This window comes from Sodalis sp. CWE (assembly GCF_019646055.1).
Lineage (GTDB): Bacteria > Pseudomonadota > Gammaproteobacteria > Enterobacterales > Enterobacteriaceae > CWE.
In genome coordinates, this window is sequence record NZ_JAESFE010000002.1 from 1 (window position 1) to 24,481 (window position 24,481).

Annotated in this window: 14 protein-coding genes, 8 tRNA genes and 1 pseudogene; all 23 read left to right on the top strand. The window is 33.1% G+C overall.

Annotated features, from left to right (window positions below; translation table 11 throughout):
- Positions 1-641 precede the first annotated feature (641 nt).
- The 23 genes and pseudogenes from JK145_RS02265 to corA all read left to right on the top strand — a co-directional run bounded on the left by JK145_RS02265 (position 642) and on the right by corA (position 24,417).
- Positions 642-714, top strand: a tRNA-Thr gene (locus JK145_RS02265).
- A 10-nt stretch (positions 715-724) separates the two neighbouring features.
- Positions 725-806: transfer RNA gene (locus JK145_RS02270), tRNA-Tyr, on the top strand.
- Positions 807-955: 149 nt separating this feature from the next.
- Positions 956-1,029 (top strand) — tRNA-Gly (locus tag JK145_RS02275).
- A 4-nt stretch (positions 1,030-1,033) separates the two neighbouring features.
- Positions 1,034-1,106, top strand: a tRNA-Thr gene (locus JK145_RS02280).
- A 110-nt stretch (positions 1,107-1,216) separates the two neighbouring features.
- A complete protein-coding gene (gene tuf, locus JK145_RS02285) occupies positions 1,217-2,401 on the top strand; it encodes an elongation factor Tu (protein WP_220665272.1) in 1,185 nt (394 codons plus the stop codon).
- Between the two features lie 200 nt (positions 2,402-2,601).
- Positions 2,602-2,964: a preprotein translocase subunit SecE gene (gene secE, locus JK145_RS02290; RefSeq protein ID WP_220665273.1), complete on the top strand. Its 363-nt coding sequence runs from the start codon at positions 2,602-2,604 to the stop codon at positions 2,962-2,964.
- 2 nt (positions 2,965-2,966) lie between these two features.
- Positions 2,967-3,509, top strand: coding sequence for a transcription termination/antitermination protein NusG (nusG, locus tag JK145_RS02295; RefSeq protein ID WP_220665274.1), 543 nt, complete (start codon positions 2,967-2,969; stop codon positions 3,507-3,509).
- A gap of 99 nt (positions 3,510-3,608) precedes the next feature.
- Entirely contained in the window at positions 3,609-4,037 is a 429-nt protein-coding gene (gene rplK / locus JK145_RS02300; protein ID WP_220665275.1) for a 50S ribosomal protein L11, read from the top strand.
- Between the two features lies 1 nt (position 4,038).
- Positions 4,039-4,743 carry a 50S ribosomal protein L1 gene (gene rplA, locus JK145_RS02305; RefSeq protein WP_220665276.1) on the top strand — a complete coding sequence of 235 codons (705 nt, stop codon included), beginning with the start codon at positions 4,039-4,041 and terminating at the stop codon, positions 4,741-4,743.
- Between the two features lie 329 nt (positions 4,744-5,072).
- Positions 5,073-5,576 (top strand): 50S ribosomal protein L10, encoded by a 504-nt coding sequence (gene rplJ / locus JK145_RS02310; RefSeq protein WP_220665277.1) that lies wholly within the window; start codon positions 5,073-5,075, stop codon positions 5,574-5,576.
- 75 nt (positions 5,577-5,651) lie between these two features.
- Positions 5,652-6,029, top strand: a complete 378-nt coding sequence (gene rplL, locus JK145_RS02315; RefSeq protein ID WP_220665278.1) for a 50S ribosomal protein L7/L12 — start codon at positions 5,652-5,654, stop codon at positions 6,027-6,029.
- 281 nt (positions 6,030-6,310) lie between these two features.
- Positions 6,311-10,333: a DNA-directed RNA polymerase subunit beta gene (rpoB, locus tag JK145_RS02320; protein ID WP_220665279.1), complete on the top strand. Its 4,023-nt coding sequence runs from the start codon at positions 6,311-6,313 to the stop codon at positions 10,331-10,333.
- Positions 10,334-10,435: 102 nt separating this feature from the next.
- Positions 10,436-14,656: a DNA-directed RNA polymerase subunit beta' gene (gene rpoC, locus JK145_RS02325; RefSeq protein ID WP_220665280.1), complete on the top strand. Its 4,221-nt coding sequence runs from the start codon at positions 10,436-10,438 to the stop codon at positions 14,654-14,656.
- Positions 14,657-15,036: 380 nt separating this feature from the next.
- Positions 15,037-15,309, top strand: coding sequence for a nucleoid-associated protein HU-alpha (gene hupA / locus JK145_RS02330; protein ID WP_220665281.1), 273 nt, complete (start codon positions 15,037-15,039; stop codon positions 15,307-15,309).
- A 554-nt stretch (positions 15,310-15,863) separates the two neighbouring features.
- Positions 15,864-16,193: a thioredoxin gene (gene trxA / locus JK145_RS02335; protein WP_220665389.1), complete on the top strand. Its 330-nt coding sequence runs from the start codon at positions 15,864-15,866 to the stop codon at positions 16,191-16,193.
- A 340-nt stretch (positions 16,194-16,533) separates the two neighbouring features.
- The gene (rho, locus tag JK145_RS02340) at positions 16,534-17,793 is read left to right on the top strand and encodes a transcription termination factor Rho (protein ID WP_220665282.1); all 1,260 of its coding nucleotides are present in this window, start codon (positions 16,534-16,536) and stop codon (positions 17,791-17,793) included.
- 342 nt (positions 17,794-18,135) lie between these two features.
- Positions 18,136-18,209, top strand: a tRNA-Arg gene (locus tag JK145_RS02345).
- A gap of 87 nt (positions 18,210-18,296) precedes the next feature.
- A tRNA-His gene (locus tag JK145_RS02350) sits at positions 18,297-18,369 on the top strand.
- A gap of 29 nt (positions 18,370-18,398) precedes the next feature.
- A tRNA-Leu gene (locus JK145_RS02355) sits at positions 18,399-18,483 on the top strand.
- A gap of 32 nt (positions 18,484-18,515) precedes the next feature.
- A tRNA-Pro gene (locus tag JK145_RS02360) sits at positions 18,516-18,589 on the top strand.
- Between the two features lie 1,176 nt (positions 18,590-19,765).
- On the top strand, positions 19,766-20,590 hold the full coding sequence (dapF, locus tag JK145_RS02365; RefSeq protein WP_220665283.1) for a diaminopimelate epimerase: 825 nt from the start codon (positions 19,766-19,768) through the stop codon (positions 20,588-20,590).
- A 457-nt stretch (positions 20,591-21,047) separates the two neighbouring features.
- Positions 21,048-23,015: pseudogene (gene uvrD / locus JK145_RS02370) on the top strand (DNA helicase II); the annotation flags it as partial.
- Positions 23,016-23,466: 451 nt separating this feature from the next.
- Entirely contained in the window at positions 23,467-24,417 is a 951-nt protein-coding gene (corA, locus tag JK145_RS02375; protein ID WP_220665390.1) for a magnesium/cobalt transporter CorA, read from the top strand.
- The last annotated feature ends 64 nt before the right edge of the window (positions 24,418-24,481 follow it).

The window sequence follows — 24,481 nt, forward strand, 5'->3', positions numbered from 1 at the left end:
AGAGGGAAAAATATGTTTTTTAAGTTCTGAAGGAGGTTTTTAAACAAAAATTTAAAGGAATTTTAGTAAATTTCTTATAGTTTTAAACTAATTGCACTGGTTTGTAAGCCAACTGATTTTAGTTTAAACAAAAATTTTTAAAAAACTCGAGAATTAGTATAATTTCAAATTTACTTATAGTTAATTTGCTCGCATAAATAAAATAGTCACTTCTTAAGTTTATAATTTAATTAATCAAAATAAGTACTAAGCCTTTCAAAAAGGTACTTGTTGGAAAAATAAAATTCTATTTTGTAAAAATAAAAATACGAATACCAAAGTATATCTAACATTCAAATAAGTAAATTCTTCCCCAAAAAATTCGATTTTTGATAATTAGCTCACTAATATTACAAAACTTATCAAAATTGACCTTATAATCAAGAAACATTTTAAATAATAAAATTTTCTAGAATCTTGTATATATTTTAATAATAGCTTTTAAGCTTAAAAGTTTAACTATTTTCTTTAGAAAATCGCAACAAACTATTGCAAAATGCAATAATTTATGCTTGAATGGGTCGCGGTATGATGGAAAATAGATCATTAGATTTTATTCAAGCAATTTGCTCTGTATTCAAAAAAATGTAAAAGATGTGAAGGCCGGCATAGCTTAATTGGTAGAGCAACTGACTTGTAATTAGTAGATCGAAGGTTCGAATCCTTCTGCCGGCATTAACAATTTGGTGGAGTTCCCGAGTGGCTAAAGGGAGCAGACTGTAAATCTGCCGTCGTAGACTTCGAAGGTTCGAATCCTTCCTCCACCATTTCAGTTTAACTTGAATTTATAATTATCGAAAAAATTTCTATTACTAACTGAAATCAAATTTAAAAAAATTCAAAAAACAGCTAATGCAGAACTCCAAATTTTAATACTTCTATTTCTCAAATAGAAATGTTAAAAAATAGTCAAAAGGCGGGCGTCGTATAATGGTATTACCTCAGCCTTCCAAGCTGATGAAGTGGGTTCGATTCCCACTGTCCGCTCCAATGGGCTGATATAGCTCAGTCGGTAGAGCATACCCTTGGTAAGGGTAAGGTCGGCAGTTCGAAACTGCCTATCAGCACTTGTAGTTTAGTGCTCTTCCGTTTCCATTCAAACCAAAGCTGAGCGTTTTTTAATTGTTTTCACATAACAACGTTACAGCGTACTCACATTATGATAAAGGAGTAATTCATGTCTAAAGAAAAATTTCAACGAACTAAACCTCATATTAATGTTGGTACCATTGGGCACGTGGATCACGGTAAAACTACTTTGACTGCCGCTATTACTAGCGTCTTAGCTAAATCTTATGGTGGTAGCGCTTATTCTTTTGAACAAATTGACAATGCACCAGAAGAAAAAGCTCGGGGAATTACTATTAATACCTCACATGTTGAATATGATACTCCAGTTCGTCACTATGCACATGTAGACTGTCCAGGACATGCTGATTATGTAAAAAATATGATTACTGGTGCCGCACAAATGGATGGTGCTATTTTAGTAGTAGCTGCCACTGATGGCCCAATGCCGCAAACCAGAGAGCATATCCTTCTAGGTCGGCAAGTTGGAGTGCCACATATTGTTGTATTCATAAACAAATGTGACATGGTTGATGATGAGGAATTATTGGAGCTAGTTGAAATGGAAGTGCGTGAATTACTTTCACAATATGACTTTCCAGGAGATAAAGTTCCAGTAATTCGCGGTTCGGCACTAAAAGCGTTAGATTACGACGATAATTGGACTAATAAAATAATTGAGCTGGCAGAAGCTTTAGATAATTATATTCCAGAGCCGAAACGTGCTGTCGATAAACCATTTCTTCTTCCTATCGAAGACGTATTTTCTATTTCTGGTCGTGGCACAGTGGTAACTGGTCGAATAGAACGTGGCATTATTAATGTAGGTGAAGAAGTAGAAATTATTGGTATAAAAAATACTTCTAAGACAATCTGTACCGGTATTGAGATGTTCCGTAAGTTGCTAGATGAAGGGCGAGCCGGAGAAAATGTAGGTATACTTTTACGTGGAATTAAACGTGAAGACGTTGAACGTGGTCAAGTTTTGGCAAAACCAGGCTCTATTAAGCCGCATACTAAATTTGAGTCAGAGGTTTATGTCTTAAATAAAGAAGAGGGAGGAAGACATACGCCATTTTTTAATGGTTATCGACCCCAGTTTTATTTTCGTACAACTGACGTAACTGGCACCATCGAATTACCAAAGGATGTTGAAATGGTTATGCCTGGAGATAGTATTAAAATACTGGTTAATTTGATTGCTCCAATTGCTATGGATGATGGATTGCGTTTTGCTATCAGAGAAGGAGGTCGCACAGTCGGAGCTGGTATCGTTTCAAAAATTATTAATTAACACACTAACAAATGCTAATAAAAATATCAACTGAAGTTAAATTTTTCTGTTTAAAAACTGAAAATCAATCTCTTAAGAAGAGGAGGAGTAATGGTTTTAAGCTTTTTTAAAGAGGTAAACTTTTTAGTTTACTAAGGCATTTTTGAAAATACTGTTTTGTTTCTAGTTTATTAAAATTTTTACAGTATGAGTTTAAAGGAATGTTGCGAATTTCAGATTTTATTAAATGGTCTATCATTATAATGTTATTGACGACAGCTATTATTGGCAATCATTTTTACTGTGACCATAATTTGCTATTACGAATAGTATTGACTACAATTATCATTGTTATTGCTGGCAGTTTAATTTCAATGACAACTAAAGGAAAGTCTATTATTTCATTTATAAATGAGGCACATATTGAAGTACGTAAAGTAATTTGGCCATCCCGTCAAGAAGCTTTTCATACTACTCTCATCATCGCTGTTGTAACCATTATAACGGCGATGCTTTTGTGGGGGTTAGATACTATTTTAGTCCAAGCGGTATCTTTTATTACTAATCTAGACCTGGGGTCCTAAAGATGTCTGACGTAAAAAAGCGTTGGTACGTTATTCAAACATTTTCTGGTTTAGAAAGTAGTGTGGTAAAATCACTTTGTGAACATATCAAATTTAAGAATATGGAAAAGTTTTTTGGAAAAATTTTAGTGCCAAAGGAAGAAATAGTTGAAATTCGTGGTGGTCATCGCCGAAAAAGTGAAAGGAAGTTTTTTCCTGGTTATGTTTTAATACAGATGACAATGAATGATGCTAGCTGGCACTTAGTTCGTAACGTACCACGCGTTATGAGTTTTATTGGCGGTGCTGGGGATCGACCTTCTCCTGTCAGCGATAAAGAAGTAGATGCAATTATGAATAGTTTGCAAAAGGTTGGAGATAAGCCGCGCCCTAAAACTATTTTTGATCCTGGAGAATCAGTACGCGTTACTGATGGTCCTTTTGCTGATTTTAACGGTGTTGTAGAGGAAGTTGACTATGAAAAAAGTCGACTGAAAGTGTCAGTGCTAATATTTGGTCGCGCTACACCTGTAGAGTTAAATTTTAATCAAGTTGAAAAAAGCTAGCTTAGAATTGTTTAAGAAACTATATTTAGTATTTTTTTTATTAAATTTCTTTGAGTTTTTTAAACTGAAAGAAAAATTCTCTCTTGAGAGGTTATGCTTATGATTAAAAAAATACAAGACTATGTTAAGCTACAAATTGCTGCAGGAATGGCAAGTCCCAGTCCACCAGTAGGTCCTGTTTTAGGACAAAAAGGTATTAATATCATAGAATTTTGTAAAGCTTTCAACAATAAAACCGAAAATATTGAAAAGGGATTGCCAATTCCAGTTGTTGTTACTGTTTATTCTGACCGTTCCTTTACTTTTCTCATTAAAACTCCACCAGCTGCAATTTTGCTAAAAAAGGCTGCAGGTATTAAGTCTGGGTCTTCAAAAGCAAGCAAGGAAAATATTGGGAAGGTGACTCATGCGCAGATTCGTGAAATCGCAGAAATTAAAGCGATGGACATGACTGGTAGTAATTTAGAAGCAATGTCTCGTTCCATTGTTGGTACCGCGCACTCTATTGGTTTAATGGTAGAAAACTGAAATGACTAAATTAACTAAGCGTATGCGAGTGATGTTCGATAAGATTGATGTTACCAAACAATATGATCTCACTGAAGCAATTTTACTGTTGAAAGAGATCACTGTTACTAACTTTATTGAGAGTGTTGACGTTGCTATTAATTTAGGTATTGATCCTCGTAAGGCCGACCAAATTATCCGTGGCACTGTTGTATTACCGCACGGTACTGGACGTAATATATTAGTTGCTGTATTTGCTCATGGAATACAAGCAGAAGAAGCAAAAGCGGCCGGAGCAGATTTAGTTGGTATGGAGGATCTGGCTGATGAGATTAAAAAAAAGAAATTTAATTTTGATTTGCTTCTCGCTACTCCTAATACGATGCATATCGTTTATCAGTTAGGACAATTGTTGGGTCCGCGTGGGCTAATGCCAAATCCAAAGTTCGGAACTGTAAATTCGAATATTGCTGAAGCAGTTAAAAACGCTAAATCTGGTCAGATACATTATCGTAGTGAGAAAAATGGTATAATTCATGCTGCCATTGGTAAGATAAACTTTCCTCCTAATAGATTAAAAGAAAATCTAGAAACTTTCTTATCTACACTGAAAAAATCTAAACCAATACAGTTCAAAGGAAGTTTTATTCAAAAAATCACTTTATCTACTACGATGAGTGTAGGTCTCGTTATAAGTCAAAATAGTTTGTCAGCGACAATTACTTAATATTCCTTTACTTGAATATATTTTTTGTTAAAATACTGGAAAATACTGATACCACTCGAAGTTTTCTATATAAGTGGTAAAAAGAAGTTAATTATTAATCTAGTTTTCAATCGTGCCTTAAAGTTCTTGCTTTAAGTAATCATACAGCTATGAAGCATAGCATAATGTTTGGTCTTTTTTCGTGAAGAAGAATCACTTTAAGTAAGTTAGTTAGTGTACAATACTATTTTATGTATTTTTAACTCGCAAAAGAAAGATTTTCTAAATTAACTTAAACAGTGTTATTAACCATCTTTCAGCTAATTAATTTTAGAAGGATTAATAAGTTAATGGCTTTAAATCTTCAAGATAAAAAATTAATTGTTTTTGAAATCAATAAAATTGCTAAGGTTGCATTATCCGCTGTTATTACAAACTTTTACGGCATTACAGCAAACAAAATGAATGAACTTCGTAGAATAAGTCGAACTTATGGAATATACGTAAAAGTTATTCGAAATACTCTTATAAATCGTATTATTGAAGGAACGAATTTCGAATGTTTGAAAGGTGATTTTCCAGGATCCATCCTTATCCTATTTTCTAAGGATCATCCAGGAGTTATTGCTCGTTTATTCAAATTTATTGCTAATAATAGGGAAATAAACATTACTTTGAACATCAAGACTGTAGCTTTTGAAGGTCAAATTATTAAAGAACTATTATTCGATCGTTTGGCTACGGTATCAGATTTTAAAGAAGCAATTTCGTTCTTAATTTTTGCTTTAAAAGAAGCATCTATAGGAAGATTGATTCGAATGCTAACTGTTTTAAGAAAACAGAAGGAAAAATAGATCAATTATATTGGTTTCTGAATTTATCGAAGTGCGTACATAAACATTTTAATATGCAGGATAAGGTCTGTTATTATGTCCCTTACTAAAGAAGAAGTTCTAGACACAATTGCTAAAATGTCCGTTGTAGATATAGTCGAACTTATTTCCATGATGGAAAAAAAATTTGGTATTTCTGCTTCTTCTGTTGCTTCTATACAAGCAAGTCCAGCTTCCATAAAAGAAGAAGTTAAAGAAGAACAGACTGAGTTTAATGTTGTTCTTAGCGCAATAGGAGAAAACAAAATTTCTGTTATTAAAGCAGTACGAAATGCCATGAATTTAGGTTTAAAAGAAGCTAAAGATTTAGTTGAGTCTGCACCAGTCTCTTTAAAAGAAGGTGCTAGTAAAGAAGAGGCTATGACACTTAAAAAGACTTTGGAAGAGATAGGTGCTTCTGTTGAAATTAAATAAATTAAAACCTCAAATTATAAAGTTGACTCTTGCTGTAATGGCTGGCAACTTTTAGTAGTAGTTACCAGTCTTTTAAGCCGCAAAAGGAAGAGGCCTTCTCACTTGGCGGTTAGAAGTATATTATTCGATGAGTAAATCTACTAATAATGCTATTGATCATTTGGTTTTATTCAAAAAAATGATAACGCAAATCCTTATATGTCAATCCATAATTGGTAATAAATTCGAAACAGAATGATCTTCTTTGTTAGAAGAGTCTTATTAAAGATGAGGAGCTCGCTGTGTTGTTTTCCTATACCGAGAGAAAACGAATTCGTAAAGATTTTGGAAAACGTCCAAAAGTTTTAGACGTTCCATATCTTCTATCTATTCAACTTGCTTCTTTTCAGAAATTTATTAAAAAAGACCAAAAAGGGCAATGTGGATTAGAAGCAGCATTTCGCTCTGTATTTCCTATAAAGAGTTATAGCGGAAATTCTGAATTACAATATATTGATTACCATTTAGGTGATCCAATTTTTGACGTTAAAGAATGTCAGACTCATGGAGTAACGTTTTCTGTACCTTTACGAGTTCAGCTTCGCCTTATTGTATATGATCGCGAAGCACCCGAAGTAATAAAAAACATTAAAGAACAAGAAATCTATATGGGTGAAATACCGCTTATGACTGATAATGGCACTTTCATTATTAATGGAATTGAGCGGGTAGTTGTTTCTCAGTTACATCGCAGTCCTGGTGTTTTTTTCGATAGTGACAGAGGAAAAACTCATTCATCTGGGAAAGTATTGTACAATGCGCGTATTATCCCTTACAGGGGATCTTGGCTAGATTTTGAATTTGATCCAAAAGATCACTTATTTGTTCGCATTGATAGACGTCGTAAATTACCAGCAACTATTATTTTGTATGCGTTGAGTTATAATACCAGTCAAATTTTAGATGAATTTTTCGAAAAAACAGTTTTTGATATTCAAAGCGAAAAATTACAAATGGAGTTAATTCCTAATCGATTACGGGGAGAAACTGCTTCATTTGATATAAATGCCAATGGTGTAACTTATGTCAAGAAGGGAAGGCGAATTATCACACGCCATATTCGTCAATTAGAAAAGGATAATATCTCAAAAATTGAGGTTCCTGTTGAATATATTGTTGGCAAAGTGGTTGCAAAAGATTATATCAATAAACATACCGGAGAAGTTATTGTATTTGCTAATACAGAGCTTACATTAGAATCCTTAAAAAAACTCAAACAAACAGATAATAAACGTATTGAAACATTATTTACTAATGATTTAGATCACGGTGCATATATTTCTAATACACTTCGCATTGATTCTAGTAACGATCGGTTAAAGGCCCTAACAGAAATTTATCGTATGATGCGTCCAGGAGAACCGCCAACTCGAGAAGCGTCTGAGAACTTATTTGAGAATTTGTTCTTTTCAGAAGAACGCTATGATCTGTCCGTAGTAGGCAGAATGAAATTCAATCGTTCATTATCGCGTAAAGAAATCAAAGGTCCTAGCACTCTAAGCAAAAATGATATTATTGATGTAATGAAGAAACTCATTGATATCCGTAATGGAAAAGGAGAAGTGGATGATATTGATCATCTAGGAAATCGTCGTGTTCGTTCTGTAGGTGAAATGGCTGAAAATCAATTTCGTATTGGTTTAACTCGCGTAGAACGTGCGGTAAAAGAGCGATTATCTTTAGGTGATTTAGATGAATTGATGCCACAAGATATAATTAATGCAAAACCAATTTCAGCAGCATTAAAAGAATTCTTCAGTTCAAGTCAACTTTCTCAGTTCATGGATCAAAACAACCCTCTTTCTGAGATTACTCATAAGCGTCGTATTTCAGCATTAGGTCCTGGTGGATTAACTCGAGAACGGGCAGGTTTTGAAGTAAGAGACGTACATCCAACTCACTATGGACGCGTATGTCCTATTGAAACTCCAGAAGGACCAAATATAGGCCTTATTAATTCTTTGTCTGTATACGCACAAATAAATGAGTACGGCTTTTTAGAAACTCCTTATCGACTTGTTAAGGATGGTATAGTTACTGATGAAATACACTATCTTTCAGCAATTGAGGAAGGAAATTTCGTCATTGCGCAAGCTAATACAAAATTGCTTGATAGCGGTCGATTTATTGATGATTTAGTTATCTGTCGAAGCAGAGGCGAATCAAGTTTATTTTGTCAAGATCAAATTAATTATATGGATGTTTCTACTCAGCAAATAGTTTCTGTAGGAGCTTCATTAATTCCGTTTTTAGAACATGACGACGCTAATCGTGCTTTAATGGGTGCGAATATGCAACGTCAAGCTGTCCCAACATTACGTACTGATAAGCCATTAATAGGCACTGGTATGGAACGATCAGTTGCGGTTGACTCTGGTGTTGCCGTGGTAGCCAAAAGAAGTGGAATAGTACAATATGTAGATTCTTCCCGTATTGTAATTAAGGTTAATTTAGATGAAATAAGTATAGAAGAATCGGGTATCGATATTTATAATTTAATAAAATTTGTCCGTTCTAATCAAAATACATGTATTAGTCAAAAACCTTGCGTCTCTCTTAACGAGAGAGTTCAACGTGGAGATACACTTGCTGACGGTCCTTCTACTGATTTAGGCGAATTGGCACTTGGTCAAAATATGCGTATTGCGTTTATGCCATGGAACGGTTTTAACTTTGAAGACTCAATGCTAATTTCAGAGCGTGTAGTACAGGAAGATCGATTCACTACAATTCATATTCAGGAATTAGCTTGCATATCTCGTGATACCAAGCTTGGTCCCGAAGAAATCACTGCAGATATTCCAAATGTTGGCGAAGCAGCACTTTCTAAATTAGATGAGTCTGGTATCGTCTATATTGGCGCAGAAGTAACTGGTAACGATATTTTAGTAGGAAAGGTAACGCCAAAAGGTGAAACTCAGCTTACTCCAGAAGAAAAGTTGCTTCGTGCTATTTTTGGTGAAAAAGCTTCTGACGTGAAAGATTCATCGTTACGTGTACCAAATGGTGTATCTGGCACGGTTATCGACGTTCAAATATTTACACGCGATGGAGTGAAAAAAGATAAGCGTACATTAGAAATTGAAGAGATACAACTACAGCAAGCTAAAAGAGACTTAACTGAAGAATTAAACATTTTTGAAAATAGTTTACTTTCCAGGATCCGTAGCATGTTGATTTCTGATGGAATTAAAGCAGAAAAACTTGATGCAATGGATTATGAACATTGGTTAAAACTAGAGCTCATTGATAAAAATAAAAAAAAACAGCTTAAACAACTTTTTAAAAAGCATAAAGAACTTCAGCTGGAATTTGAAAAGAAATTGGAAGCTAAACGTCGAAAAATCATACAGGGAGATGACTTAGCTCCAGGAATACTAAAAATAGTTAAGATTTACTTAGCCGTAAAACGACAGATTCAACCTGGTGATAAAATGGCGGGACGCCATGGAAATAAAGGCGTTATTTCTAAAATAAATCCAGTAGAAGATATGCCTTACGATGAAAAAGGTATTCCAATAGATATTGTCCTAAATCCACTTGGTGTTCCATCAAGGATGAATATTGGTCAAATTCTCGAAACTCACTTAGGTATGGCAGCAAAAGGAATCGGAGAAAAAATTAACACTATGATAGTTCAAAATGAACAAGTAAGAAAGCTACGCGAATTTATTCAAGAAGCATATAACTTAGGTGATGATGTACAACAAAAAGTAAATTTAGATATCTTATCTGATGAGGAGATACTTTGCTTAGCAAGCAATCTGAAAAAAGGGATGCCTATTGCAACACCAGTGTTTGACGGTGCTACAGAAAAAGAAATTAAGGATCTATTGCAATTTAGTGGATTACCGATTTCTGGCCAGATTGTTCTATTTGACGGACGTACTGGTGAAAAATTTGAACGTCCAGTTACGGTAGGTTACATGTATATGTTAAAACTTAACCACTTGGTTGATGATAAAATGCATGCACGTTCTACAGGCTCTTATAGCTTGGTCACTCAACAACCGCTTGGTGGTAAAGCTCAATTTGGTGGTCAACGATTTGGAGAAATGGAAGTATGGGCTCTTGAAGCTTATGGAGCAGCTTATACACTACAAGAAATGCTAACGGTTAAGTCTGATGATGTTAGTGGTCGAACTAAGATGTATAAAAATATTGTAGATGGCAACCATACAATGGAACCTGGTATGCCAGAATCTTTTAATGTCCTATTAAAAGAAATTCGTTCACTTGGTATTAATATTGATTTGGAAGGTTAATTCTCATCTGGAAAAAATTCATAGTAAAATTCATTTTTGGTAATAAAAATATTTGTATGTTCAAGCACTTACTATAAGTCTAATCCCGATAGGAACGAATTTGTGAAACACTTACTTAAATTTTTGAAGGAACAAACTAAAATTGAAGAATTTAATACAATTAAAATTTCTTTAGCTTCACCAGATATGATTCGTTCTTGGTCATTCGGTGAAGTAAAAAAACCTGAAACAATTAATTATCGAACTTTTAAACCAGAACGAGATGGATTATTCTGCGCTCGCATTTTTGGACCCGTTAAAGATTATGAATGCTTATGCGGGAAATATAAGCGCCTAAAGCATCGCGGTGTTATCTGTGAGAAATGCGGAGTTGAAGTCACCCAGACCAAAGTACGCCGTGATCGTATGGGTCACATTGAACTAGCTTCGCCTACTGCTCATATTTGGTTTTTAAAATCCTTACCTTCTCGTATTGGTCTATTATTAGATATGCCTTTACGTGATATTGAACGTGTATTATATTTTGAGTCTTACGTTGTAATTGACAGTGGAATGACCAATCTTGAGAATCGTCAAATTTTGACTGAAGAGCAATATCTTGAAGCTTTGCAAGAGTTTGGTGATGAGTTTGAAGCGAAAATGGGTGCTGAAGCAATTCAGATTTTACTAAAAAACTTGGCGCTAAAACAAGAATGCAACCAATTACGCGAAGAATTGGAAGAAACCAACTCTGAAACTAAACGAAGAAAATTTACTAAACGTATTAAATTGTTAGAATCTTTTATTTATTCTGAAAATAAACCAGAGTGGATGATTTTAACTGTTTTACCAGTACTGCCTCCAGATCTTCGTCCTCTGGTACCGTTAGATGGAGGACGATTTGCAACTTCAGATTTAAATGATTTATATCGTCGGGTAATAAACCGTAACAATAGATTAAAACGTCTGTTGGATCTAGCAGCTCCAGACATAATTGTCCGTAACGAAAAACGTATGTTACAGGAAGCAGTGGATGCGTTATTAGACAATGGTCGAAGAGGTCGTGCCATTACTGGAGCTAATAAACGCGCACTAAAATCGTTAGCTGATATGATCAAAGGAAAACAAGGACGTTTTCGTCAAAATTTACTTGGTAAACGAGTCGACTATTCTGGCCGATCAGTTATTACTGTTGGTCCTTATTTACGTTTGCATCAGTGCGGTCTTCCAAAACGAATGGCACTAGAACTTTTTAAGCCTTTTATTTACGGCAAGCTAGAATTACGCAATTTTGCAACGACTATTAAAGCAGCAAAAAAAATGGTTGAACGCGAAGAGGCAGTTGTTTGGGATGTTCTTGATGAAGTTATTCGGGAACATCCAGTTATGCTAAATCGTGCACCAACTTTGCATCGTCTAGGAATTCAAGCATTTGAACCAATATTAATTGAAGGTAAAGCAATTCAATTGCATCCTTTAGTATGCGCGGCTTATAATGCTGATTTTGATGGCGATCAAATGGCAGTACATGTTCCATTGACATTAGAGGCCCAATTAGAGGCTCGTGCATTGATGATGTCAACTAATAATATTCTTTCTCCTGCTAGTGGAGAGCCGATTATTGTACCATCCCAAGATGTTGTATTAGGAATATATTATATGACTCGTGAACGGATAAATAGTAAAGGAGAAGGGATGGTTTTGTCTGGACCGAAAGAAGCAGAACACGTCTACAGCTTAGGAATAGCTGATTTGCATGCTAGAATTAAAGTTCGTATTACCGAATATGAAAAACATAATAGTAAAGAATGGGTAAAACATACTCATTTGGTGGACACCACGGTTGGTCGAACTATTCTTTGGATGATTGTTCCAAAAGGATTGCCTTTTTCACTTGTAAATCAAACATTAGGTAAAAAAGCTATTTCTAACATGCTTAACACTTGTTATCGGGTATTGGGTTTGAAAGCAACTGTAATTTTCGCTGATCAAATTATGTATACAGGTTTTTTCTATGCCGCTCGTTCTGGTTCATCAGTTGGTATTGATGATATGGTTATTCCAACTAAAAAGATCGAAATTATTCATGAAGCCGAAGATGAAGTTTCTGAAATCCAAGAACAATTTCAATCAGGTTTAGTAACTTCTAGTGAGCGTTATAATAAAGTTATTGATATTTGGGCTGCTGCTAATGAACGAATAGCTAAAGCAATGATGGATAATCTTTCTACTGAAACTGTGATAAACCGTACAGGACAAATGGAACGTCAAGTTTCGTTTAATAGTATTTTTATGATGGCTGATTCTGGCGCACGTGGTTCGGCAGCGCAAATTCGTCAACTAGCCGGTATGCGTGGTCTCATGGCTAAACCAGATGGTTCAATCATTGAAACACCAATTACTGCAAATTTTCGAGAAGGATTGAATGTACTTCAGTATTTTATTTCCACACATGGTGCGCGTAAAGGTTTAGCAGATACCGCATTAAAAACTGCGAACTCTGGCTATTTGACTCGTCGTTTAGTTGACGTAGCACAGGATTTGGTGATTACTGAGGATGACTGTGGTACTTTTTCTGGTATTATTATGACGCCAATTATCGAAGGAGGTGATGTTAAAGAACCACTACGCGAAAGAGTTTTAGGTCGTTTAACTGCAGAGGATGTTTTAAAACCAGGAACTTTAGATGTGTTAATTAAACGTAACACATTATTAAATGAACAGTTATGTGATACTTTAGAAGAAAAGTCTGTCGATACTGTTAAAGTACGTTCAGTTGTAACTTGCGATACCAATTTTGGTGTATGCGCCAACTGCTATGGACGCGACTTAGCGCGTGGACATTTGGTTAATAAAGGTGAGGCAATTGGTGTTATTGCTGCTCAGTCAATTGGAGAACCAGGCACACAACTTACTATGCGCACCTTTCATATTGGGGGAGCTGTATCTCGTGTTGTCGCTGAGTCCAGTATTCAGGTTAAAAATAAAGGAATTGTTCGTCTCAATAATGCCAAATTCGTGATGAATAGTAATGGAAAATTAGTAATAACTTCACGCAATACTGAACTGCAATTAATTGATGAGTTTGGTCGTATCAAAGAAAGTTATAAGGTTCCTTATGGGGCTATAATGGAAAAAGGTAACGATGAAGAGATCATGAGTGGCGAAACTATTGCTAATTGGGATCCACATACCATGCCGATAATTTCTGAAGTAAGTGGTTTCGTTCATTTTATCGATATGATTGAAGGACAATCAGTTACTCGTCAGACTGACGAGTTGACCGGACTGTCTTCTATTGTTCTACTAGATACTTCTGAACGTACCAGTGCTGGTAAAGATCTTCGTCCAGTCCTTCGCATCACAGATGCTAATGGTGAAGATATATTTTTGCCAGGTACAGATACACCAGCGCAGTATTTTCTGCCTGGAAAAGCAATTCTTCAATTAGAAGATGGATCTAGAATTACTAAAGGTGATACGCTTGCTCGTTTGCCGCAAGAAACAAGCGGAACTAAGGATATTACTGGTGGCTTACCAAGAGTTGCTGATTTATTCGAAGCGCGTCGTCCGAAAGAACCAGCAATTCTAGCAGAAGTTAGTGGTGTTATTTCTTTTGGAAAAGAAACCAAGGGGAAGCATCGACTACTTATTTCTCAAGACGAAAAAATTATTCATGAAGAGATGATTCCGAAATGGCGTCAATTGAATGTATTTGAAGGAGAATATGTAGAAAAAGGAGATGTAATTTCAGATGGTCCAGAGTCCCCACATGATATTTTACGATTGCGTGGTGTACATGCGGTTACTCGTTTCATTGTTAATGAAGTTCAAGATATATATCGTTTGCAAGGTGTAAAAATTAATGATAAGCATATTGAAGTTATTATTCGCCAAATGTTACGTAAAGCAACAATAGTAAAAAGTGGAAGTTCAGAATTTTTAGAAGGCGAACAGGTAGAATATTCACGTATTAAAATTGCTAATCGTCAGTTGAAAGATCAGGGAAAAGAAAAAATTAATTATGTGCGAAATTTACTTGGTATTACTAAAGCATCACTGACAACAGAATCATTCATCTCTTCAGCATCATTTCAAGAAACCACGCGAGTTCTGACTGAAGCTGCTGTTGCTGGAAAGCAAGATGAACTTAGAGGTCTGAAAGAGAATGTCATTGTCGGACGATTAATTCCTTCTGGAACTGGTTATGCATACCATCATGAACGAAAGCGTTACCGAAATAAAAATGAAGTAACTACTAAATCATCACAAATTATTCCTGAAACAATTTGCGACAATTTTACTGAATTACTCGGTGTGGGTTTAAATAATAAAAAAAATTAGCTATTATGTATACATTGATTAAGACATACTAAACCAACAAGTCTACTTACCTAGATTTGACTGATATGTGATTATAAAATCTAACTAAATTTATTATAGAGAGCTAATATCTGATCTAAATCATTCTCATTAAAAAATAAAGTAAAAAATTTAAATATAGCTTGTTAACTATTCATTAAACTTAGCAGTATTCTTCATAAGAAGATTAAGAATATTTTTATAATATAAAAGAACAATTAACTTGCAAAACGATTACTTAATGTTAGTGATATTTACTAAAAATTCGACAAAAATTACTAAAAACACTGGTGAAATGCTATTTCATTTAAGTTAAAAGTAAAAATCAGCGCGAATGAATATCTTAAAAAGGATAAAGTAATATGAATAAAACTCAATTAATTGATGTTATTGCAAATAAAGCAAATTTGTCTAAAACACAGGCTAAATCAGCGTTAGACTCTGCCTTAGCAGCAATTATTGAATCTCTTAAAGAAGGTGATATAGTACAATTAGTTGGTTTTGGTACTTTTAAAATTAATCGTCGTAGCGAACGCATCGGACGTAATCCACAAACTGGAAAAGAAATTAGAATTGCAGCAGTTAATGTACCAACTTTCATTTCTGGAAAAATCTTAAAAGAAGCTGTTAAATAAAAAAACTAAGAAATATTAATAATCGTTTATAAATTTCATTAATCAAAAAGGGATTAATAACAAATTCGATTCGAAAGAAAGTAACATATTTATGCTATTCAACTTAATATAAAGTTTTATAAAAAGGAAAATACAGTTGAAGAGACGTTTTTCAAAAATTTTAATAAGTATTTTTTTAAAAACTGAGTCAGTATATACAATAGATTTATATCTTAAAACTTTTTATTAAAAAATGAGACCACAAGCAAAGTATTTATGTAACTTACGTTTCTAATCACGATTAACTTAGTAATTTACTTCCAGATTTAGATGTCTGTATGACCTCCTTTGATTATACTAAATAAAAAGTATTTAATAAAATGTTAATTGTAATCGTTTTTGATAATGTTAAAGTCTAAAAGAAGCATTTATAGATTTACATCTTTTTCATGAATTATGATAAAATTACATTTGCAAGTAATTAAACATTGCAATTGAGTTTGCAAAAATATATGCCTAAATAAAATTGGTCATATATACGAGTAGTTTCAATTACTATATTTATGGAGAAAAGCATGAATGATAAAGTTTTGCATTCTGATGACAAAAACTTCGAAAAAAATATATTGCACGGCAGGGGATTTTTTCTAGTCGATTTTTGGGCTCAATGGTGCGGTCCTTGTAAAATGTTAACTCCTATTTTAACAAAAATAGCCGATGAGTTTGAAGAAAAGGTAACTTTCTTTAAAGTAAATGTTGACGAGAACCCAATTATTACATCAAAATATAACATTCGCAGTATTCCAACTTTATTATTATTTCAAGATGGAGTATTAGTAGACACTAAAACTGGCTCTCTAACAAAAAAACAATTAGAAGACTTTCTTAACAAGAATCTTAAATAGTATTATGAAGATTTCTTTCTCCTTTTCGCTATTCTGTTAGATAAAAGCTATTTTAAACATTTCTTAATAAATTATTGTCTAATAGATAATACAACTTCGTCTGATATATCCCTATCAGGGTCAAGACAGGATCATACTAAGGTATGATAATTAAAATGCATTTATTCAATTGGAATTCATTTATGTTTTAATCCATGCATTTTATCCTCTGCCTATTCGCCTCTGCTTGAAGATAGAACACAAATACGTTTTTAATTTTAAACACTGGTCCACTCGCAAGTTCAATTGAGCCGAGTAATATCCTAAAATAAATTTCGAGTTTAAGTTTAAGAACCACATTATGAATCTTACCGAATTAAAAAATATGCCGGTTCCAGAATTAGTAATTCTTGGCGAAGGAATGGGATTAGAAAACCTAGCTCGAATGCGTAAACAAGATATTATCTTTACTATTCTCAAACAACACGCTAAGAGCGGCGAGGATATTTTTGGAGATGGAGTGTTAGAGATTTTACAAGATGGATTTGGATTTTTACGTTCTAGTGACAGTTCTTATCTTGCTGGTCCAGATGATATTTATGTTTCTCCTAGTCAGATCCGCCGTTTTAATCTTCGTACTGGCGATACCATTTCTGGAAAAATCCGCCCTCCAAAGGAAGGAGAACGTTACTTTGCTCTATTGAAAGTTAATGAAGTTAATTATGATAAGCCAGAAAACGTTCGTAATAAAATTCTATTCGAAAATTTAACTCCATTACACGCCAATTCTCGTTTACGCATGGAAAGAGGCAATGGCTCTACAGAAGATTTGACTGTACGCGTTTTAGACTTAGCTTCTCCTATTGGAAGAGGGCAGAGAGGGCTAATTGTAGCACCTCCGAAAGCTGGAAAGACCATGTTATTACAAAATATTACTCAAAGTATTGCATGTAATCATCCAGATTGTGTCTTAATAGTATTATTAATTGATGAGCGCCCAGAAGAAGTAACTGAAATGCATCGTTTAGTAAAAGGCGAAGTGATTGCCTCAACCTTTGACGAACCGGCTTCTCGTCATGTACAAGTTGCTGAAATGGTAATCGAAAAAGCTAAACGTTTAGTTGAACATAAAAAAGATGTCATTATTTTATTAGATTCCATCACGCGTTTAGCGCGAGCTTATAATACTGTTGTGCCTGCTTCCGGAAAAGTTCTAACTGGTGGTGTAGATGCTAATGCACTTCATCGTCCAAAGCGTTTCTTCGGCGCTGCAAGAAATATGGAAGAAGGAGGTAGTTTAACTATAATTGCAACTGCGCTTATTGATACCGGTTCAAAAATGGATGAAGTAATTTATGAAGAATTTAAAGGAACTGGAAATATGGAATTGCACTTATCTCGAAAAATTGCTGAAAAACGAGTATTTCCAGCCATTGATTATAATAGGTCAGGAACTAGAAAAGAAGAACTGCTTACTACTCAAGAAGAGCTACAGAAAATGTGGATTTTACGTAAAATTATCCACCCTATGGCTGAAGTTGATGTTATGGAATTTCTAATGAATAAGTTGTCAATGACAAAAACAAATAATGAATTCTTTAATTTAATGAAGAGATCGTAAATTATAGACAAATTAAATATTTTAATTCAGCACCAAGATTCTATTCTAGCGCTCTAGAGAAGAAAAGTTATGCTTTTACATTAAAAAAACTACATATAATCAGTTATTTTGATACTATATTTATCAACTATTTATTTCATAAGTTCATATAATATGATGTAAATACTGCGAGTAAAGATAAATAACTGAAATTATTAATTCAACTACTATATTCTCTGACGCAGAAATAGAACTAATCACTCAATTAATCATTAATAAAAAATTTTTTCAAAAATTTCTAGAGATTTAATTCTTACTTAAGCTTTTGAAGCAAGGGTTATATTTTGTTTTTATTTCGATTTCGCGTCTGTAGCTCAGTTGGATAGAGCACTGCCCTCCGAAGGCAGAGGTTTCAGGTTCGAATCCTGTCAGGCGCGTCTCTTTTCTTACCAAGAAATTATAAATAACATTTGTATTACGCACTTAATAGCTTTAATATATAACAAAACAAGAAAGTTTACATGGTGATTGTAGCTCAGACGGCAGAGCCCTGGATTGTGGTTCCAGTTGTCGTGGGTTCGAATCCCACCAATCACCCACACTTCCTCCTATTTGTAACGAAGAAAGCGAAGATGGCGAAATTGGTAGGCGCGCTAGCTTCAGGTGCTAGTGTCTCTTTATGGCATGAGGGTTCGAGTCCCTCTCTTCGCATTATCTTTTGATTTTATTTTAACAATTTCCATCGGCGAGTAGCGCAGTCTGGTAGCGCAACTGGTTTGGGACCAGTAGGTCGGAGGTTCAAATCCTCTCTCGCCGATAGAAATTTTTAATCAACGTGCAACTAAGAAAGTACTTCTCTTTATATTCACTGAAAACTTTCAATAAAGCTAAATTTTTTGTTGTAAATAACTTTTTTAAGAAATTTTCTATAAAGATTTTTTAAAAAAATTAAGTAATCTCATCATTTTTAATATTTTTATTCTTTTTATTTAAAGAATGCGATTCTTATTTGAGATAATTTTTAGATTAAATTAACTTAATTATTACTGTTTGATGATAATTAGGTATATATTTTGAATATATAAATTCATATGTTAAATTTGATAAATATCTAAATTTGAAAAAACGTTTCAGTTTCAGCCTTTAAGTTTTTAAATAAAACATCTGTTGTAATTACAGTTTTAATATTGAAATGGAAAAACAATTACATTTCCATTCAAAGTTAGAATAGAAAATAAATTATTATATTAAGTATAATAATATTTTTTATTTAACTAAAGTTAACTAATCAAATTTAATTCTTAGTTGCATTAATAATTGATCTAACTCTAAGGATAAGCAACTCAATAATTAATATACGACGAGTTTTCTTTCTTTCTGAAGAGAGTTTTTCAGATTTTGATTTCAGATTATGCGTGAACTCATACAACCTTTTTATCAGTAAATGATTTATACGGATATTTTTAACAATTTAAATTGTTTATTTTTTCTGCACTAAAAGTCATTCTAAGAATGATTAGCTTCCTTTTATAAAAGGGTAGTTTCTATATTACTTGGTAGATTTTTTCTACGCAAGACTTTGTATATGTTCTAAATTTTTACTTTACATAAGTAAAGAGATAGTAATTATTTCTTTTTAATGTCAGTTATAAAATGTCTGAATATGTACTATAATTTCGCACGAAATACTTGTTTATTAGCCTAGTGTTAAACTGGTACATCCGAATAATAATTATGTTACATAAACTGAAATTAATATTGTTAATACTAACAATTGGACTGTATGGTTGTGGTTTAAAAGGTCTTTTGTATTTTCCTCCAGAAAAGGAAACAAATAAAATAAATTAAAATTGAAATTAAAATTTCTTAACTTGATTTAAACAAGTTAATTAATTAGTCTCGTTAGACTTTTATCAAAAGATAAATAAAATTAATTATAATATTTATAGAGTCTAAATGTTTTTGATGATTCTATTTTTTAGACAGGTGTAGCATGTGGTTTTCTAAAATGCATGGATTAGGTAACGATTTTATGGTCGTAGATGCTGTAACGCAAAGCGTATTTTTTTCACCGGAAAAAATTCGTTATCTTTCAGATAGAAATTGTGGTATTGGATTTGATCAGTTATTGATTGTGGAACGATCTAAAAACATAACAGCTGACTTTCATTATCGTATTTTTAATGCTGATGGAAGTGAAGTGGCGCAATGCGGTAATGGGCTTCGTTGTTTTGCTTATTTCGTTCGAATGAAACATTTAACTAATAAAAAAAGTATTTGCGTTAGCACCGTAAATGGAAAAATATTGGTATTAGCCTTTATCAAGGATAATTTAATTCGTGTTAATATGGGCGAACCAAATTTCAATCCACAGATGATACCATTTTTTTCAGAAAAAATTAAAAAAACATATGTTATACGTACAACAGAAGGACGCATAGTTCCTTTTGGAATGGTTTCTCTAGGAAATCCACATTGCGTTATCGTTGTAGATAAAATAAGCAACACTTTGCTTAAAAAGCTTGCTCCAGTACTAGAGAAACATAAACGATTTCCAGAACGAGCAAACATTGGGTTTACGCAAATATTAGATAGAAAACATATTAGGTTGCGAGTATATGAACGCGGTGTTGGAGAAACCAAAGCTTGTGGTAGCGGTGCTTGCGCTGCAGTTGCGGTTGGTATTCAGCAAGGAAAGTTAGAAAAAGAAGTAGAAGTAGAGTTGATTGGTGGAAAACTTCTTATTAATTGGCTTGGACCTGGTTATCCACTTTACATGACTGGCTCGGCTACTCATGTTTATGATGGATTTGTTTAAAACAAGGGTACACATTTAATTTATTTTAACTAACAACTCTTTTTTTTAAGATAAAGAGGCTATTGTAAAACTAGTATTACACAGTAAAAACATTGCTTTTATTATTTTTTCAAATAAATAAAACAACAACTAATTTTATTCGATTGAACCAAAAAGTATTAATAATAAAATAGTTGAAATAGTACCAATAGTTATTAAAAATCGAAAAACAATTAAGTTTCTTAAATTGGATAATTTCATGTATCTGAATATTTGATATGTATTTTTTAATCTATTGCTCATTAAATTTTTTCATTTAAAAAATTTGTATTTAATTGTTTCAGAAATCTTTTCTTTAAAAGAAAACCTTTTTTTATAACTATTATATGCTTGTGAATAATGTACATTTATTGTAAATAATTTTACTCCTTTTATCAAAAAAAACCATTCAAATACTTTTCTTTACATTAAGATTATTATGATCACTCCTAATTTATTCAAAAATTTAAATGATAAACAACGGGAGGCTGTAGAAGAATCAAGTTGTAATTTGCTAGTTTTAGCAGGTGCTGGTAGTGGAAAAACGCGAGTTCTTGTGCATCGCATTGCCTGGTTACTTTCAGTAAAACTTTGTCCATCTTATTCAATAATGGCAGTGACTTTTACTAACAAAGCAGCAATGGAAATGCGAAATCGTGTAGAAGGTTTAATCGGTACTGCTATCACCAATCCGAATTCTATTTGGATTGGTACCTTTCATGGATTAGCTTATCGTATTTTAAGGATACACTATAAAGATGCCAATCTTCCTAAAGATTTTCAAGTTATTGATAGAGATGATCAGCTTCGTTTATTAAAACGTTTGATTCTTTCTTTAAATTTAGATGAAAAAAAATGGTCTCCATACCGAGCAATATGGTATATCGAGAAAAAAAAAGATCAAGGACTTCGTCCGCAAAAAATAGAACAAAATAAATTAAATTTAACTGATGTTGTTTGGAATCGCATCTATCACTCTTACCAAGAGGTGTGTAATCGTACTGGATTGTTAGATTTTACGGAATTGTTACTATGCATACGTGAGTTATGGTTAAGCAAACCAAATCTTTTACTTCATTATCAAAAACGTTTTACCAATATTTTGGTTGATGAGTTTCAGGATATAAATCGACTTCAGTATGACTGGATTCGTATACTAAAAAGTAAAGAGCATAATATAATAATCACTGGTGATGATGATCAGTCAATTTACAGTTGGCGTGGAGCGCAAGTAGAAAATATCCAGCTTTTTTTAAAAGATTTTCCAAAAGCTAGAGTTATACGATTGGAACAAAATTATCGCTCTACTGGAAATATTTTACGAGCGGCTAATATTCTAATCGCTAATAATAATAGCCGACTCGGGAAAACATTATGGACCAATAGTGCCAAAGGAGAACCAATTTCCCTTTATTGTGCTTTTAATGAATTCGATGAAGCATATTTCGTTACAAAGTGCATTAAAGAAGCTCAAGAAAACGGTAGATCACTTAAGGATTATGCTATTCTTTATCGAAATAATTATCAATCACGTATATTCGAAGAGTCAATGCTTCGAATGAGAATTCCTTATAGGATTTACGGCGGAACACGTTTTTTTGAAAGACAAGAAATAAAGGATGTACTTTCCTATTTACGTCTTATTGTTAATCGAAACGATGACGTTGCTTACGAGCGCATCGCCAATAGACCCTCTCGAGGTCTCGGTGAACGCACTATAAATATTATACGTCAAATTGCTCATAGCAGAAAAATAACACTGTGGCAATCAAGTTTATTCTTACTTAAAGAAAAACTTTTAATAAAAAAATCTATTTCTGCTTTACAAAAGTTTTTAAGCTTAATTGATGTTCTATCAAAAAAAATAGAAAAATTCCCTCTGAATGTCCAGATTGACTTGGTAATTAAAAATTCAGGATTATGGAATATGTACAAACAGGAAAAAGGAGAAAAAGGACAATCGCGCATAAACAATCTGAAAGAACTAGTTTCAGCTGCTTGTCAATTTAGGTATCTTTCTGATGAAGATCAAAATTTATCTCCGCTACAATCTTTTTTAATTGTTACTACTTTGCAAGATGTAAGTAATAGAGCTGATTTAAATCAAGATGCGGTACAATTAATGACTTTCCATTCTTCTAAAGGACTTGAATTTCATCAAGTATTTATGGTTGGTATGGAAGAAGGAATTTTTCCAAGTCAAATATCATTAAATGAGCCTAGACTTCTTGAAGAAGAGCGTCGCTTAGCGTATGTTGGTATTACTCGAGCAATGGATAAGTTAACTATTACTTATACAAAAAATCGTCGATTGTATGGAGAAAAATCCTATCGTCGACTATCTCGTTTCATTAATGAATTACCAATAGAATGTATAGAAAGAATTATCTCAAAAAACATTAATTATACAACCCATGTTTAACTAATTAATCAGAAACCTACCGAAAAAATAGTAAAAGATAAAATCAGAAAGTTTCTTTCGGTTAAACGTATGACATTCAAAATTTTGTGAACGAATAATAGTTTATAAAAAATAAAGGAAAAGAAAGATATTTAAAAACCACTTTCAAGATAAAGAAAATAAATAATGAACTATTAGTATTAAGCATTATTTTAATTTTTAAAAAGGACGAATAAATTACTGAAAATTATATAAGTAATGTTTTTCCTACTCTTCTTTAAATAAATTTTTCCTAAAAACTTAGGAAAGTTAAGAAAGACCTCAATAGCCTTTATTAGATTTACATAATCCTAATTTTTTGATACGCTTAGAGCGGATGCAATATCACCCTTTTCTTTATGTTTCTATAATCAGATATATTTTCCGTTTACTATCAGACAATAAAGAAGCAAGGCTTATGCTAAATGCATTTCAATTGAAAAACCATCGTTTGTTGCGCCTTGATATCGAAGAGTTAGGAACACTGCCAAAGGCAGTTTGGATTGACTTGGTTGAACCTAGCAATGATGAACGAGAACGAGTCCAATATGAATTAGGACAAAAGCTAGCTACGCGTCTTGAATTGGAAGATATTGAAGCTTCTGCTCGTTTTTTTGAGGATGAAGATGGACTACATATTCATTCTTTTTTCTTTTACGCTGACACTGAAGATCATACTGGCAATGCTACAGTAGCGTTTACTATTCGTAACAGTAGACTTTACACTTTGCGTAAACGAGAACTTCCGGCTTTTCGCTTATATCGAATGAGGACTCGTAATCAAATTCTAACTGACGGTGATGCTTATGAGTTATTGTTGGATTTATTTGAAACAAAAATCGAACAATTAGCAGATGAAATTGAAAATATTTACAGCGATCTAGAATCACTTAGTCTGGTGATTATGGACGCAAGACAAGAAAATGAGTATGACAAAGCTCTTTCTATTCTCTCTACACTTGAGGATATAGGTTGGAAGGTTAGACTATGTTTAATGGATACACAGCGAGCTATAAATTTTTTAGTTCGTAAAGCAAAATTGCCATCTGGTAGATTAGAACAAGCTCGTGGAATTTTACGTGATATTGAATCACTTCTCCCTCACAATGAATCTCTCTTTCAAAAAGTAAATTTTTTGATGCAAGCAGCTATGGGTTTTATAAACATTGAACAAAATCGAATTATCAAAATATTTTCGGTAGTTTCAGTTATTTTTCTTCCACCTACCCTTGTTGCATCTAGTTATGGAATGAATTTTGAATTCATGCCTGAGCTCAAATGGTCTTTTGGTTATCCTAGTACTATTTTACTAATGATCCTTGCTGGATTATTACCTTACTTATATTTTAAGAGAAAAAACTGGCTATAAACACTGCAACAGTATAAATTTTATAAAAAATTATTAATGTTAGATAAATTAAATTTTATATAAC